The organism is Virgibacillus sp., assembly GCF_013393565.1.
Taxonomy (GTDB): domain Bacteria; phylum Bacillota; class Bacilli; order Bacillales; family Amphibacillaceae; genus Virgibacillus; species Virgibacillus dokdonensis.
Map to the genome: position 1 here is coordinate 41,159 of NZ_JABXHF010000019.1, position 15,717 is coordinate 56,875.

The 15,717-nt window shown below is 36.5% G+C and carries 13 protein-coding genes; 4 read left to right on the top strand and 9 right to left on the bottom strand.

Going from position 1 to position 15,717, the window contains the following annotated elements:
* Positions 1-108: 108 nt before the first annotated feature.
* The 3 genes from HLX49_RS05920 to HLX49_RS05930 form a co-directional block, all read right to left on the bottom strand.
* Positions 109-675 (bottom strand): Uma2 family endonuclease, encoded by a 567-nt coding sequence (locus HLX49_RS05920; RefSeq protein ID WP_296360993.1) that lies wholly within the window; start codon positions 673-675, stop codon positions 109-111.
* A 732-nt stretch (positions 676-1,407) separates the two neighbouring features.
* Positions 1,408-2,103: an amino acid ABC transporter permease gene (locus HLX49_RS05925; RefSeq protein ID WP_077702739.1), complete on the bottom strand. Its 696-nt coding sequence runs from the start codon at positions 2,101-2,103 to the stop codon at positions 1,408-1,410.
* A gap of 309 nt (positions 2,104-2,412) precedes the next feature.
* A complete protein-coding gene (locus HLX49_RS05930) occupies positions 2,413-3,291 on the bottom strand; it encodes a transporter substrate-binding domain-containing protein (protein ID WP_296360999.1) in 879 nt (292 codons plus the stop codon).
* 567 nt (positions 3,292-3,858) lie between these two features.
* Between HLX49_RS05930 and HLX49_RS05935 the strand changes: the two genes are divergently transcribed.
* Positions 3,859-5,733 (top strand): heavy metal translocating P-type ATPase, encoded by a 1,875-nt coding sequence (locus HLX49_RS05935; RefSeq protein ID WP_296360994.1) that lies wholly within the window; start codon positions 3,859-3,861, stop codon positions 5,731-5,733.
* A gap of 131 nt (positions 5,734-5,864) precedes the next feature.
* On the opposite strand, the gene HLX49_RS05940 is transcribed toward HLX49_RS05935, so the two are convergent.
* The 6 genes from HLX49_RS05940 to HLX49_RS05965 all read right to left on the bottom strand — a co-directional run bounded on the left by HLX49_RS05940 (position 5,865) and on the right by HLX49_RS05965 (position 11,161).
* Entirely contained in the window at positions 5,865-6,689 is an 825-nt protein-coding gene (locus tag HLX49_RS05940) for a YihY/virulence factor BrkB family protein (protein ID WP_077702736.1), read from the bottom strand.
* A 114-nt stretch (positions 6,690-6,803) separates the two neighbouring features.
* Positions 6,804-7,103, bottom strand: a complete 300-nt coding sequence (locus HLX49_RS05945) for a YtxH domain-containing protein (protein WP_254843938.1) — start codon at positions 7,101-7,103, stop codon at positions 6,804-6,806.
* Positions 7,104-7,112: 9 nt separating this feature from the next.
* Entirely contained in the window at positions 7,113-7,586 is a 474-nt protein-coding gene (locus tag HLX49_RS05950; RefSeq protein WP_296360995.1) for a low molecular weight protein-tyrosine-phosphatase, read from the bottom strand.
* Between the two features lie 315 nt (positions 7,587-7,901).
* Entirely contained in the window at positions 7,902-8,897 is a 996-nt protein-coding gene (locus HLX49_RS05955; RefSeq protein WP_101933537.1) for a glutaminase, read from the bottom strand.
* A gap of 108 nt (positions 8,898-9,005) precedes the next feature.
* Positions 9,006-9,764, bottom strand: coding sequence for a lysophospholipid acyltransferase family protein (locus HLX49_RS05960; protein ID WP_296360996.1), 759 nt, complete (start codon positions 9,762-9,764; stop codon positions 9,006-9,008).
* A 488-nt stretch (positions 9,765-10,252) separates the two neighbouring features.
* Entirely contained in the window at positions 10,253-11,161 is a 909-nt protein-coding gene (locus HLX49_RS05965) for a CAP domain-containing protein (RefSeq protein WP_367112724.1), read from the bottom strand.
* Positions 11,162-11,846: 685 nt separating this feature from the next.
* Between HLX49_RS05965 and mreBH the strand changes: the two genes are divergently transcribed.
* The 3 genes from mreBH to HLX49_RS05980 form a co-directional block, all read left to right on the top strand.
* Complete coding sequence (gene mreBH / locus HLX49_RS05970; protein WP_077702730.1) at positions 11,847-12,854, top strand: rod-share determining protein MreBH; 1,008 nt, start codon at positions 11,847-11,849, stop codon at positions 12,852-12,854.
* 776 nt (positions 12,855-13,630) lie between these two features.
* Positions 13,631-14,767 carry a CaiB/BaiF CoA transferase family protein gene (locus tag HLX49_RS05975; RefSeq protein WP_296360997.1) on the top strand — a complete coding sequence of 379 codons (1,137 nt, stop codon included), beginning with the start codon at positions 13,631-13,633 and terminating at the stop codon, positions 14,765-14,767.
* Between the two features lie 83 nt (positions 14,768-14,850).
* Positions 14,851-15,717 (top strand): acyl-CoA dehydrogenase family protein (locus tag HLX49_RS05980; RefSeq protein WP_296361001.1); only part of this gene is annotated, 867 nt, incomplete at its 3' end.

A 15,717-nucleotide genomic window follows, 5' to 3' on the forward strand; every position in this document is an offset into this window, starting at 1 on the left:
ATTATAATCCATAAAAGATTATACGTTCCTATAGCGCAAAAAGTCAGTCCAGATGTTACATTTGGACTGACTTTTTTAGGGACGAGAGAACCATCCCGCGTAACGCTGTTATTGCTGAAAAAACTTCTCAGCATCAACTGAAAAATCAGGAAGCACTGATGATGTGACGATACCCTTTTCACGGACAATGTCTTTCTGTTCGTATTTCGCTTTTTCATTCAAGGCATATACCATGATTGTGTTGAGCAGGGGGTTCACAATCCAATATTCTTTGACCCCATACTGCATATATAAATTCAATTTGATAATAAGGTCATGTGCCTGATTGGATGGGCTAATTATTTCAATAATCATTGTAGGAGCACCTGTATATTGTTGATCATCCAAGCCACTTTTGTCACAGATGACAGACAAATCAGGGATAAACACTTTATCTCCAGGAATATTTTCATTACTTAGTTTCACATCAAACGGCGCCGAGAAAACCTCACAATCACCGCTTTCTAATAGGTTATATAATTGCGCGGCTAATCGCATAGATAGCCGTTGATGAACGGTGGAGGGTGAGGGCGACATGTAAACGACGCCATCAATATATTCAAGGAGCTGATCGGTCTGCTCCCGCATTTGGTAAAATTTTTTTAAGGAGACAAGTTCTTCGTTTGGTAAACTCATTTTACTCACACCCTTTTTTTAATTGTATAGTATTATCTGTCATTTGAAAAGTTACACCAACCTTGGGGAAGGGTCCGTATCACCTTGTAATGTTCATACACATGTTAAGCAAAAATGTACACTTTGAAATAGATATTTAAAAGGTTTAATGTTGCCGTATATAAGAGAAAGTTTTTAAAGTATGGCAACTCTGAATCAATGGAAGTATAAGTGGATTTTATTGCGATTTCAGTTTCAGTGTTGGCACGATAAATGATAACTTTAAAATGTAATAATTGACTTATGAATAATTGTGAACTTCAGCTATTTGACAAATTTATACATTTACTCCCAATAAACTCATTGTAAGGAGATATAGGGAAAGGATTAAAAAATTATTACAAGCTAAGCTGAGTAAATTAAAATCAGACTATGTATGATTTCAAAGGAATTTTAATAAATCGAACTATATACGTGGCAAAGTATCCTTTGAGTGGAACAGTTCATTCGTTTAGAGATGGAGATTTTCCCAAAGTACATCGGCAGTTGGACACATTAAATAAAACGACTACCTTTCCATACGGTTAATGCAATGAGCAAAATACTAAATATACCATAGTTACAATTACTGTGATAGACTAAACTTTTTACTTCCTAGATTAGAAAAATTACAGCTTTCCCCATAATACTTGGCAAAAGCTGTAGTTTTTATTTTCTTATACGATAAACCTTTAAATATTATAGTAAAAAAACTTAAACTGCTTCATGCACGACATATTTACTGAAGCGTGCTTCTAAACGTTCTTGGATAAAAGCAATAACGATACATAGCGGCCAATAAATGAGCGCTACGAGAATATACATCGTCATGGCATCAAATTCTCTACCTGCAACAATTTGTGTTTTTTGGAACAGCTCTGGGACCGTAATCACAGCTGCTAACGAAGTAGCTTTGACTAAATCCATAAATACATTTGTTAATGGTGGAATAGCAATTCTAGTCGCTTGTGGCAAGATAACTTTTCGCAACGTCTGCCAATAAGTTAAATTTAATGCTTTTGCTGATTCCCATTGTCCTTTATCTACACTATTCAACGAGGCACGATCAATTTCAGCAATATACGCAGCACTATTTAAACCAAACCCTAAGCAAGCTGCCATGAATGCTGTCAATTTAATCCCAATAACCGGAAGTCCAAAATACAGAATGAACAAAAAAACAAGGATTGGCGTCCCCCGCATAAACGATATGTATAATCTAGCAGGTAAGCGCAAGAAAAAATAAGAAGCATTTCGCGCTAAAGCAAGCAATAGCCCTAAAACAAGCCCCAATAGCATACCAATAACCGAGACAAGTAAAGTCATTGGCAGTCCGCTCAATACAAACGGAAGATTATCTATCGCTAACTGAACATCAAATATGTCACTAAATTGGAATGTTTGCACCATTCATCTCCCTTTCTGTCACATGTATAGGAAAAGCTATCGCTTATATACAAGAGTTTGTTTGCAAAAGCTCTCCTATTTTGTAACAAAGCCATCCAGATACTGTGGATGGCCTTAAAAATGGCTTCTAAACCGGTTATTCCGGGTGTAAAGCGCTATAAGACTCCCACTAGTATGGGAAAAATTCTAAGTGGGAGGTAACAGCACCCTAAATGCCTTTTTTCATAAAAGGCTGAAGTCATATCCCTGGTCGATTAATAATTAGTGCGGATGAAAGAAAACCCCAACTAATTAAAAATTCGCTTATATGAATTATAATTCTAATCCTTCAATTTCTTGTATATCATCCTCAGGTTTTTGAGAAGCATCTTCTTGATAGAATTTCTTAGCTAACTCTGATAGCGTCCCATCTTTTCTCATTGCAGCTAAAGCATCATTTATTTTTTCAGTAAGCATGTCTGCATCTTTTGGAATTACTACAGCTTGTTCTGTTGGGTGAAACTTTAAATCTGGATGAAGATGAATATCAAACTCTGGAAATCCTGCGACACCAAATTTAGATAAATAATAATCGTTTACGATAACATCTGATCTACCGTTGTGAACATCACGTAAATAAGCCTCATTCGGAGCATTTCCGTACGTTTTTACTTCTGCGCCAAAATGTTCGGCAATTTGACTATATATAGTAGTGGCTCCACCACCAGCTATTTTCCCCTTTAAATCTTCTAGCGATTCAATTCCAGAATTATCTTCTTTTCGCACTACCATGGTAGAATAAGAATATTTGTAAGGCTCACTAAAGTTAAAGGACTCTTTTCGCTTGTCTGTTGCTTCAATATCATTTGCTGCAACATCAATTCTGCCACTTTTAATGGCGGGTAACATGCTGTCGATTCCCATAATTTCAAACGAAATATCTACATCTAAACGCTTAGCAACTTCACGCATTACTTCTACATCATATCCCGTCAATTGCTCCTCACTTTCTTCTTCCCCATCATAATAGGAGGCTGCTATTAGTGTACCGGACGTCCCAACAACTAACTCTCCTTTTTCTTTTACCTCTTGCCATCTCTTATCTGTTTCACCATTTTCACCCTCACTGTTTAAATCACCTGAACTGTTAGAGCAAGCAGTAATAAACACTATTGAAGCAATTAAAATCAAGGATATCTTTATATATTTCATCATGACTCCTCCATCTGTTGTATTTATAAGTACATATCGGATTGTAACAGAATATACATATAAATTAAAGGGGAATAGAAACAACTTGTTATCCTTTCACTCTAATTGTTAGGGAAGCATAAGTACAAACAACAACTTACTTATGTACACACATTTTCAATTGTTATATATATTTAAATGAAAATATTTTTTCAAAACAAATGGCTTACACACATACTTTTTATAAAATTATTAATTGATAATTTCTATCAATTAATAAAATAAGCACCATTTACTTTATTAATTTTTCTAAAAAAGTGCTATTATTGTTGTATTAGGCTAATTTTTAATGCAAAAAAGCAAATTCAAGCACAGTTTCATGGTAAAATAAGCATATGCGGTCTTGACAATCTCACCCATTATGATAATATAACAATAAATATTATATAATAATAATTATAGAAAAAAGGCGTATTGTTTTTTAGGTTGGGGAATTTAATTTTAGCCATGCATTCTGTGTGTCTTCTCACCCCTCCGTTAAAAAACCGTAAACTTTTTAACAATAAGTAACGATAGGAGAGGCCGATCATGTTAACCGAAACAAAGATAACGAAAAAAATATCTGAACATAAAGAGCTAATTGCAGCTCTATTTAGTGGGTTACTTATTGCAATTGCTTGGACATTCGAAAATCATCTGTCTGACGCTTTATGGGTTACCCTTCATCTCGTCGCATTTGTAATCGGAGGGTATGCCAAAGCAAAAGAAGGAATTACAGAAACCATACGTAATAAAGACTTAAATGTAGAAATGTTAATGATATTCGCCGCGATTGGTGCTGCTGCAATTGGTTATTGGACAGAAGGTGCCATTCTAATCTTTATTTTTGCTTTATCAGGTGCGCTTGAAACGTATACGATGAATAAAAGTAACAAAGAAATATCCTCACTTATGAAATTACAACCTGAAGAAGCATTACGAATGAATGGCGATCAAAAAGAAATGGTTACTGTTTCGTCTTTACAAATAGGTGACATGATCTATGTACGTGCCGGAGAGCGAATCCCTGCAGATGGGATCATTTCCCGTGGAGCAACATCCATAGATGAAAGTGCCATTACCGGAGAATCTATTCCGGTTCGAAAAACAGAAAATGAAGAAGTTTTTGCAGGAACAGTTGCTTTGGATGGTTCGATATATATCGAAATTACGAAAGCAGCAAATCAAACGCTATTCCAAAAAATCATCCAAATGATTCAATCCGCACAAGATGAAAAATCTCCTTCCCAGTTATTTATTGAAAAGTTTGAAGGAGCTTACGTGAAAATCGTATTAATTGTTGTCGTCTTGATGATGTTCATTCCCCATCTTTTGTTTGACTGGACACTTCAGGAAAGTATTTATCGAGCTATGATCTTACTCGTTGTTGCTTCTCCATGTGCCCTTGTAGCCTCCATTATGCCAGCTACTTTATCCGCCATATCTAAAAGCGCAAGAGCAGGGGTTCTATTTAAGGGGGGTGTCCACATTGAAAACATGGGACATATTCAAGCCATTGCATTTGATAAGACAGGTACATTAACGAAAGGGAAACCGGAAGTGACTGATTTTCATGTACATCCAGATCATAAGCAAGAGGATGTATTACCTATTGCAATGGCTATGGAGCAAGATTCAACACACCCTCTTGCCTACGCTATAGTTACATTTGGCAAGCAACAACAAATAGGTACTTCGTTACAAGATATTCAAGTTTCTACGCTTACTGGAAACGGTATTTCAGCCGTAATTGAGGATGAAACTTGGGAGATTGGTAAGCCTGATTATATTGGTTATGAAGCGGATTTTGAGGATATAACGAAGCAACTTGCTTCTGAGGGGAAAACAATCGTTTATGTAAAAAAAGGACAGCAGATTGTAGCTTTATTTGCACTGAAAGATACGGTAAGAAAAGACAGCATACAAGCTATTAAACTATTAAAACAACATGGAATTCACACCGTTATGCTTACGGGAGATCATGATCTTACTGCGAAAGCCATTGCAGAAGAAGCTGGTATTGATGAATATGTAGCAAATTGTTTACCACATGAGAAAGTGGAAGAAATAAAAAAACTGAAAGGAAAATATCAACATGTTTGCATGGTTGGTGACGGAATTAACGATGGCCCAGCATTAGCTACAGCAAATATTGGCATTGCAATGGGAGAAGGAACAGATGTAGCGTTAGAAACTGCAGATGTCGTGCTTATGAAAAACAACCTTAGCAAAATAACCAACGCCATTCACACGTCTCAAAAAATGAATCGCGTCGTAAAACAAAATATATTTTTCTCCCTTGCAGTTATCGCTATACTCATTGCGTCTAATTTCTTACAAATCCTTGATATGCCATTAGGAGTAATAGGACATGAGGGTAGCACCATTTTAGTTATTTTAAATGGATTACGGTTATTAAAATAACTTATCAAGTTAAGACCGATAAGGCCTTAGGGGTTACCAATTTCCCTAAGGCCTATTAAAATATAATTGCTTGCTTTCTATATGCAAAGATCATTGACAAAGTTTATGAAAATGCCTTGTCTAATCCTATATTATTTTACATGTTTGTTTTTTCGAATGACAGCATTTATTAGACCGCCAGTTAGGATAATGATCCCTGATAAATAAAACCAAATCATGAGTGCAATGACAGTTCCGAGACTGCCATATGTTGCTGAATAATTACCAATATTACTCACATAGTAAGAAAAACCTAATGAAACTAGTTGCCATGCTACTGTAGCAAACAAAGCTCCTGGCACTGCATCCTTTAAATAGATTCGTTTGTTCGGTGCAAGCTTATATAATGCAAGAAAGACAATAAAGAAAACAACTGACGAAACAACCCAACGCAAGGCTTCCCATACATGAATAAAACCTTCTGATAAACCGACAAATGAAAATAAATAAGAACCAACTAATTTACCAAATATAGGTAATAATAATGCGATAATTATAATTCCTATCATTGCTATTGTCATTATAATAGCAATAAGTCTTGAAACAATAAACGAACGGTTTTCATCTACTTCATACGCATAGTTAAAACCCCGCATTAAGGCGTTTACACCATTAGAAGATGCCCATAGTGTGGCAATTATACCAAAAGAAAGCAATCCACCGTTCTGTTGTCTAATTAAATTCGTAACATTTGTTGAAATCAGCTCTACAATCTGAGGTGGAGCATACGAAGAAATAATATCTAATACAGCTAACTCATCCATCGGTAAATAACCAACAAGCGTCACTAAAAATAATAGAAATGGAAACAGTGACAACAAAAAGAAATAAGCTAACTGTGCAGCCAATCCAAACAGGTCTATCTTTATCATTCGTTGATATAGCTGCTTTCCAAAAGAAAGTACTGTATTTACCATTACTCGACTCCTAAACTTGTTCCCTCATGCTTAGATATGTGTTTTAAGCATAGGTTATTATACAAGGTCAGATCATTGGTTCATCATTATGAAGTATGACTTGTCCATCGTACTTTATTCTATTCGGTCCGTTTTCCTTTTATTCGTTACTTTTTCAAGTGTTGTTTCCGCTTCGTTCAAAGCATTAATTGTATTCTCAGCACCTTTTGTAAATGCTTGATTTAATTTATCAAAATTAGTCCGAACTGTGTGAATCGTCTCAGACGGATTTTTTAACATGTAGCTTGCACCAGATTTTGCGGATGCAAGTTTTTCTTTTGCATAAACTCTTGTTTCTTTATCTAAAAGACTAATTAATCCACCTGCTGTTGCCCCTAGTACGACTCCTGTAACTAATTTTCTTTTTCCCATCATGTACACTCCTTATTGTATCGCATGTTTTTGTTTTAAATATTGTAAGAGTTGATAACACCCTTCAGCTACCAATTCATATGTATATGAAAAATTACCTGTAAAATAAGGGTCAGGCACATTTTCTTCTTTGGTATGCTCCACAAAATCCATTAATTTTGCTATTCGTACTTTACCGTTTTCTCCAAACATCCGCAATAAATCTTGTTTGTTTTCCTCGTCCATAGCAATTAAATAATCCGCTTTACCTTTATCTTTTGATGTTATTTGTTGAGCAACTAATCCATTCGTTGGAATCTCATACTTTTTTAAAATCGCTATCGTTCCTTTATGGGGTGGTTTGCCAATATGCCATGCACCAGTTCCGGCAGATTCCACCTCAATTTGGTCTGTTAATCCTTCTTTTTGTATTAAATTAACAAAAATAGCTTCAGCCATTGGCGAGCGGCAAATATTACCAAGACAAACAAACATGACCCGTATCATTAAATCCCCCACTTTCCGCTAATTGTTCCCTTCTATTATAAGCAACTTCCCCCCTAACAGCAAAAGTTTCCATTTCTATAATAGGTGTAAGTTTCAGCATGCTTTTTATCACAGTCTCATCCAATATTACAAAATGAAGCAAACAAAATTTCTGCGGTGCCTATTTTAAGTTTTTCACACGTGTCCAATCTATTCATGATGCTATCTCGTAACCACTGTGAAAAAGCAATCGTTAGATAGTATCGCCACCATATTTATCTAGATGTTGACGTGCTATTGATTGTGTCAACGCTTACTTGAACAATTCTACTATTTCTAAAAAACACTTAAATCCCATTTGGTTGCAATATGCTTTAATAATTTTATGCCTGCAATACTATTGCCCTTGTCATCCAACGCAGGACCATATACACCAATGCCACACCCTTCAATAAAAGGCAATGTTTCTTTTCTAACTCTTGGAGGAGCTGTAGCAATAATCCCTCCTGAAACCCCACTTTTTGCTGGGATACCAACATAGGCAGCAAATTTCCCTGAAGCGTCGTACATTCCACAAGTTAACATGAGCGCTTTTGCTAGGCGAACCACATTTCTAGGAATGATTTCTTCGGCTGTCTGAGGATCTATCCCATCATTAGCTAAAACTAAACCAAGTTTGGCCAAATCTTCTGTTGTTACTTCTATAGAACATTGCTTAAAATACGTATCAAGCGTCAAATCTAATGCAGACTCCAAATAACCTAACTCGATGAGATAATAACCAATAGCACGATTTCTTACAGATGTTTCTCGTTCGGATACATAGACGTCTTCATTTATGCGCGATCTGTAACCGAGAATTTTGGTAAACAACTGAAATATAGGTTCTAATTTTTCTTCTGAACTTTTTCCATTCAATAATGACGTTACTGTAATTGCTCCCGCATTAATAAATGGATTAAATGGTTTCTTTAATTTACGCATCTCTAGGTGCATGATAGAATTAAATGCCTCTCCTGTCGGTTCCACATCCACTCGATCGAGCACATAAGATACTCCTCTTTCCATACAAGCTACTATAAAACTAAATATTTTGGAAATGCTTTGAATGGTAAATGGGGTGCCAACATCTCCAGATTGAATCATCATCCCGTCTTTGCCAATGATAGTAATTCCTAAAAGATTTGGATCAGCTTTTTTTAACACTGGAATATAAGAAGCAACTTTCCCTTCTTTTGTCTCTTTCTTGTAAAATTGCACCCAGTCATCTACATAGGATTGTAACCATTCTTTCGTAATTTCTGTATTCCAATTTGCCGTACCTTGCACCATGTTATCACCTCTAATATAGTATGTTTCGAATTATAAATTTGAAACGTGAAACCGTGAGCGTTATGTAACATAACTCCCACGGTTAGACTACAAGCACTACTTCTAACTTTATTCCGCTGATAACAGTTGATTTTCTTCTTTTTCTTTATCTTGTCCTAACGCATTTATTTCTAGTTGCTTTTTAATTATTTCTTCTATATGTGTCGCTAACTCGTTACTCTTCATCTCCATATATTTATCAGGAGTAATAGCATCTTTAATCATAAGACGTACAGATGACGGGGAAACTTTTCCACCCTGTTCCTCTAACATATGATATGTTCCGTCTATCACAACAGGTACAATCGGTACGTTCGCTTTTATTGCTAAACGAAAGCTGCCAGGTTTAAAGGAATGAAGTTGTCTCCCCCTGCTTCTGGTCCCCTCAGGAAAAATAACGATAGAGTGCCCTTCTTTCAAATACTCAATCCCTTGACCGATAGCACGAACCGATTGTCGACGATCTTTACGATCCATAAACACACAATGAACTAGCTCCATCCAAGAGGAAATAATGGGTAGTTTTTTAATCTCTTTTTTTGCTATAAATCCAACTGGCTTCCCTAAATAACCGAGTAACACTAATATATCAAACAACCCTTGATGATTAGAAACAAATAGTGCTGGGCCTTCCGGAAGTTTTTCTTGCCCTTCTACTTTAATAGTGCTCCCTGTTCGTTGAAACACCTTCTTCGAGACAAGACTTGGTTGAATGAAAATTTCTTCTTTAGTTAGTTCATGTTGTAATTTTTTCGCTCTCTGCAATTTAAAAAATGTTCCGAGTACTAAAATGCTAGCATAGAGGTATATTCCTATCGTACAAATCATTTAAAGTAGCTCCTTTCACCACAAGCTATTATACCGCTGGATTTCTATAACAGCAAGATAAAGTCGACTTCAATCAGAAAGGATTTACCTTATATCTCGCTTCATATCGATCACCATAGAATGATGCTTGGAAAACTTAACGTATGCGGCAAATCCTAAAATTTTATCTTTCCAATACAAGCATGAAAAAGCTGTGAGGGACGAACAGAAGATGACATAGCTTAGGGCGATTTCGAGAAGTCGCCTCATCACTGGGCGGTGGATCTGGGCGTGGATATTCGTTTTTCGTTATCCTAAGCACCTCAATTTATACTCCTTATCTTTTTAGAAAGACTTTGTTTTTTCTTATACTATAAACCAAAAAATCTTATACTTTTTCTGTAGTGAATAAAAACCTGCGTATACCAATCTATACTCGCCTATAGTACAAAAAAGCTTGTAGAAAACGAGTGGTTTCTCTACAAGCTAAATATATAAATAATGGTATATTATTTACCAATAAACTGTTGTGTCCAATGGTTGCCTTGCTCTACATAACCAACACCGATATGCGTAAACTTAGCATTCATAATATTTTCACGGTGCCCTTGACTATTCATCCAAGCATTGACTACTTCTTGCGGGCTACGCTGCCCTTTTGCAATGTTTTCTCCTGCTGTTGAGTAGCTAATGCCAAATTGTTTCATCATATCAAATGGAGAACCGTATGTTGGGCTATTATGAGCAAAATATCCATTTGCTGCCATATCTTTAGATTTTGCACGTGCCACTTTGCTAAGCTCTGTATCTACTTTTAGTGCAGGCAAACCTTGTTTTGCTCTTTCTTGATTCGTTAAATCAACAACTTCCTGCTCAAATTGACTTAACTCGCTTTTATCTGTTTGAGAAGGCTCTTGCTTCTCTTTCTCTTGCACTTGTTGATTACTTGGTTTTTCTTGTTGTACAGGTTTTTGTTGTTCAGGCTTCTCTGTAGGTTGTTCTGCAGGTGTTTGTTCTTTTGGTTTCTGTTCTACTTGCTTTGGTTGTTCTGGCGCTGATTGATTCGCTTCTTTTTTATCTTGCTTATCTGCTGCTTGATCAGCATTTTCCTTGTTAGCTTCTTGTTTTTCTATATGAACATTATTCCAATCTATCTTTTTTCCATAACGTTGCATATTACTCATATACTTCTGAAGCAATTGATTTATATTATTTTCAGAAAAGCTTTGCCAATTACCATTTATAGAATAATAGACTTTGTATATCTGATATGGTGAAGTTTCTTTAGAGACGGTATCTGCTGAGGCTGAAAAAGTTCCCCCAAATAATAAGGCTGATAATAAAGCTACGGTTGCAGCTACTTTCTTAAACATATTTGCATACGCTCCCTTTGGTTTTGTTTTGTGCAAAATCATCATAGCATGGATTTTTTGTAATAATTATGCCATCGATTTCCAAAAGCTATTATTCATATTTGTCTATACAATCAAGTCTTGAAATATAAGGAACTACTATATGCTTCTAGGCAACAAAAATGGTAATTTTTCAACCTCTAGGAAAACATTTCATTAAATTTAGTGTTGACATACTTAAAATGTTCGAGCTTATATTACAAAATCTGACTATCTGTAATGAAATTGTTACGCTCCTATTCCCCCCGATAGATAAAAAATATAGTATAATAGATTTTTAACATAAGTGGCTGACTTGCATGTTGGTTCATGTTATCATGTCATGTTAGATAGAAGCACCACCTTTTTACCAAGTATTTTCGGGAGATATTCGTTTTTCTTATACTATAAACCAAAAAGATTTTATGCTTTCCTATAGTGTAAACTAACACTTGTCCAGCTACCCCCTAAAATGGTAAAAATTAAGAGAATGCTATAAAGTGCACCTTTAAACAAGTGGGGTTAGGTGCTATTATCTAACCTAGTTCAGTATTTCCAATACTTGAAGCAAAAGTCATACAGCACCTACTATCCATGATTCCCCAAATCTTTATAGCGGAAATGGTAGTTTTGCTTATACTATAAACCTTTAAACTTTTATGCTTTCTTAATTAGTATAAAAAGAAAAATGTATTTATTGGAGGATTCAATTATGTTTTCTACTGCAGAAGTTGGAATTGATTTAGGAACCGCAAACATATTAATATACACGAAATCAAAAGGAATTGTATTAAATGAACCATCTGTTGTTGCTATTGATGTAAATACAAAACAAGTAGTGGCAGTAGGTACTGAGGCAAAAGAAATGGTCGGAAAAACACCACAGAATATCATTCCTATCCGCCCATTAAAAGACGGTGTGATTGCGGATTATGATGTTACATCCCAAATGTTAAAAGCGTTTTTAAAAAAAGTAAGCAAGCAAATTGGTATGTCCATGCGTAAACCTGTTGTTGTCGTATGTACACCATCAGGAAGCACGACTGTAGAACGAAGAGCTATCCATAATGCAGTATCAAGCTACGGCGCAAAACAAGTTCACTTAATTGAAGAGCCAATCGCCGCTGCTATTGGAGCGGATTTACCTGTTGATGAGCCGGTCGCTAATGTGGTTGTTGACATTGGTGGAGGTACTTCGGAAGTCGGTATTATATCTTTTGGCGGCGTCGTGTCCTGCAATTCCGTTCGGGTTGGCGGAGATAAAATGGATGAAGAAATTATTCATCATATTCGCAAAAACTATAACATTCTTATTGGTGAGCGAACAGCAGAAAATATAAAAATGGAGATAGGTTATGCACATCAAAATCATAAAGAAGAAACGATGGAAATTCGCGGTCGTGATATGGTTACTGGCTTACCAAAGACGATTACCATTACTTCCAAGGAAGTTTATCTTGCTTTAAAAGAATCATTGGAACAAGTATTAGGAGCTATTCGTACAACATTAGAGAACTGCCCTCCTGAGTTAAGTGGTGATATTGTAGATCACGGCATTGTACTTACAGGAGGTGGAGCTTTGCTACAAGGTATGCAGGAGTGGTTATCTCATGAGTTGATTGTTCCTGTTCACCTAGCACCTAATCCTTTGGAGTCTGTTGCAATAGGAACAGGACGCTCTTTAAAAATGATTCATAAATTACAAAAAGCTACTAAATAATGGGGATGAATCATTCGACACTGGTACACTACTCTGTTTCAATTTCTAGGAAATGTTGTTACTATAACCGCTTCTAAATGAAGCTACTATATTGGTGCCGTCTCCTCCTTTTCTTATTTTGAATAGGGCGATTACGGCACCTTATAAAACCACTTACAAGCAATCGTTTACATTTCATTCTATTTGTAGTATACTGAAAAATAAGAAATTATTTACTCCTACTAAATAATTCCTATCAACTTACTGCCTAGCCTGACTACAACTCCATTCCAGAGTTGTCTAAGCAGGCGAAAGCCAGTTCATATTTAAATTACAGTCGTTTGTAATTTAAATTGAACTGGCTTTTTTTATAAGATAAGAAAGTATAAAATTAGTGGCTTGAGTATAACAACATAGCCGAATAAACCACGTCCGGCTCCAGCTCCCAGCAACTAGGCGACTTCACTTCACCATTGCCCTAAGCTAAGTCATCATCGGTTCGTCGCTAAGAGGAAGGCCGACTAAAAACGGGCTTGTCTTAGTGCGTCGACATCCCCTGTTTTAGTGGCATGATTCCATTATCTCCGTTGGTTCGTTCCAGTCGCTACGTTGCTAACCGTGCGGGGCGCCCTGCACCTTTGTTCTGTAGGATGGATTTTGCGTTTTGTAGTTCGCTTATTCATACGACTGCTTCTACAACAGCTACATAACAAGTCTATGTAGAAGTTTTTAGCGGTTACGAATATTCCATGCATGCAAGCGTTTCAGACAAAATATGTATTAGAAGGAGGGAAAGCATGGCAGGAGCTTTAGAACATATTCGTGTTCTAGATTTATCTAGAGTATTGGCAGGGCCATATTGCACCATGATTATGGGCGATTTAGGTGCAGAAATTATTAAAGTGGAAGCGCCTGGTGGAAGTGATGAAACACGCAAATGGGGGCCTCCTTTTCAAGAAGAAGTGAGTGCATATTATTTATGTGCAAATCGTAATAAGAAAAGTATTACTCTCGACCTAAAATCGGCATCGGGTGCGGAAAAAATTAAACAACTGGTTAAAGAGAGCGACGTTATCATTCATAATTTTAAAACAGGTACAATGGAGCGTTTTGGACTAAGTTATCACACATTATCCTCCATTAACCCTAAATTAATTTATTGTTCGATTACTGGTTTTGGGGAAACAGGACCCTTTAAAGATTTGCCTGGTTACGATTTTATTATTCAAGCTATGAGTGGACTGATGAGCATTACTGGCGATGAACAAACAGGACCACAAAAAATGGGAGTTGCGATCACAGATGTTTTAACGGGTATGTATGCAACGATAGGCATACAAGCTGCTTTACTAGAAAGATCTAAATCCAAGCAAGGTCAAAAATTAGATATTGCCTTATATGATGCAGCTGTTAGTGCACTCGTCAATATTGGAAGCAACTATTTCATGTCTGGAGAAATACCCTCACAGCTCGGTAATCAGCATGCGAACATCGTTCCTTATCAGACGTTTCATACAAAAGATGGAGAAATGGTCATAGCCGCTGGAAATGACCGACAGTTTCAGATGTTATGCGATATTCTTGGTGCTGCTTCTTTAAAAACAGATCCTAAATTTAAAACCAACCCTGATCGTGTAGCGAACAGAAACGAATTAGTACCACTACTACAGCAGTTGTTTTTACAACAACCAACGGCTTATTGGCTAAAAGAATGCAGACAGCAATCTATTCCATGTGGCCCTATTCAAAATATGGCTGAGGTAGCAAGAGATTCACAGTTATTAGCTAGAGACATGTTTGTTCAAATGAAGCATCCAACCGCTGGAGAAATTCATTTAATTGGAAGCCCGTTAAAGCTATCGCGTACACCTGTATCGTATCGATATCACCCACCAAATGCGGGGGAACATAATCAAATGATTTTAAGTGATTAACTAACTTTTGAATCCTATGCAGATTTTTTAAAAAAACATCGTTATAAAAATACATTCACTATTTAAAAGGAGTTGTAATGAAAATGGATTTTCAATTTACGGAAGAACAAAATATGTTACGTAATACGGTACGTCAATTTACAGATAAAGAGATTATGCCTTATATCGCCGATTGGGATCGAAAGGGGAAATTTGACCCAGCTATTTTAGAAAAGCTAGCTGATTTAGGATTAATGGGTGTATGCATACCAGAGAAATATGGTGGTAGTGGAATGGATTATAATGCACTTGCCATTGTTTGTGAAGAATTGGAACGCGGAGATACGGCATTTCGTACGGCTGTTTCTGTCCACACCGGTTTAAATAGCATGACGTTATTACAATGGGCAAATGAAGAGCAAAAACAGAAATACTTAGTCCCTCAAGCAAAAGGAGTAAAAATTGGCGCATTTGGACTAACAGAGCCTGGCGCGGGGTCAGATGTTGCTGCAATGGATTCAACCGCTTATCGCCAAGGCGACTACTATATTTTAAACGGGCAAAAAACGTGGATTTCCTTATGCGATACAGCAGACAACTTTATTGTTTTCGCCTACACAAAAAATCGCTCAAAAAAACATAAAGGGATTTCAGCATTTATTGTAGAAAGAGAATGGGAAGGGTTTTCTTCACAAGCTATTAAAGGCAAACTGGGCATTCGTTCAGGGAATACAGGTGAGATCTTTTTTGACCACGTGAAAGTTCCAAAAGAAAATCTCCTTGGAGAAGAAGGAGAAGGGTTTAAAATTGCAATGTCAGCTTTAGATAACGGTAGATTTACAGTAGCAGCAGGCGCAGTAGGGCAAATTATGGCTTGTTTAGAAGCAAGTGTAGCTTATTGCCATGAACGATCCACCTTTGGTAAAGAAATAGGGAAACACCAGCTCGTACAACAAATCCTCTCCAACATG

Bases quoted from the DNA above. Each gene is read 5' to 3' on its own strand.
- HLX49_RS05920 (WP_296360993.1), bottom strand. From the start codon at position 675: ATGAGTTTACCAAACGAAGAACTTGTCTCCTTAAAAAAATTTTACCAA.
- HLX49_RS05925 (WP_077702739.1), bottom strand. From the start codon at position 2,103: ATGGTGCAAACATTCCAATTTAGTGACATATTTGATGTTCAGTTAGCG.
- HLX49_RS05930 (WP_296360999.1), bottom strand. From the start codon at position 3,291: ATGAAATATATAAAGATATCCTTGATTTTAATTGCTTCAATAGTGTTT.
- HLX49_RS05935 (WP_296360994.1), top strand. From the start codon at position 3,859: ATGTTAACCGAAACAAAGATAACGAAAAAAATATCTGAACATAAAGAG.
- HLX49_RS05940 (WP_077702736.1), bottom strand. From the start codon at position 6,689: ATGGTAAATACAGTACTTTCTTTTGGAAAGCAGCTATATCAACGAATG.
- HLX49_RS05945 (WP_254843938.1), bottom strand. From the start codon at position 7,103: ATGATGGGAAAAAGAAAATTAGTTACAGGAGTCGTACTAGGGGCAACA.
- HLX49_RS05950 (WP_296360995.1), bottom strand. From the start codon at position 7,586: ATGATACGGGTCATGTTTGTTTGTCTTGGTAATATTTGCCGCTCGCCA.
- HLX49_RS05955 (WP_101933537.1), bottom strand. From the start codon at position 8,897: ATGGTGCAAGGTACGGCAAATTGGAATACAGAAATTACGAAAGAATGG.
- HLX49_RS05960 (WP_296360996.1), bottom strand. From the start codon at position 9,764: ATGATTTGTACGATAGGAATATACCTCTATGCTAGCATTTTAGTACTC.
- HLX49_RS05965 (WP_367112724.1), bottom strand. From the start codon at position 11,161: ATGATGATTTTGCACAAAACAAAACCAAAGGGAGCGTATGCAAATATG.
- mreBH (WP_077702730.1), top strand. From the start codon at position 11,847: ATGTTTTCTACTGCAGAAGTTGGAATTGATTTAGGAACCGCAAACATA.
- HLX49_RS05975 (WP_296360997.1), top strand. From the start codon at position 13,631: ATGGCAGGAGCTTTAGAACATATTCGTGTTCTAGATTTATCTAGAGTA.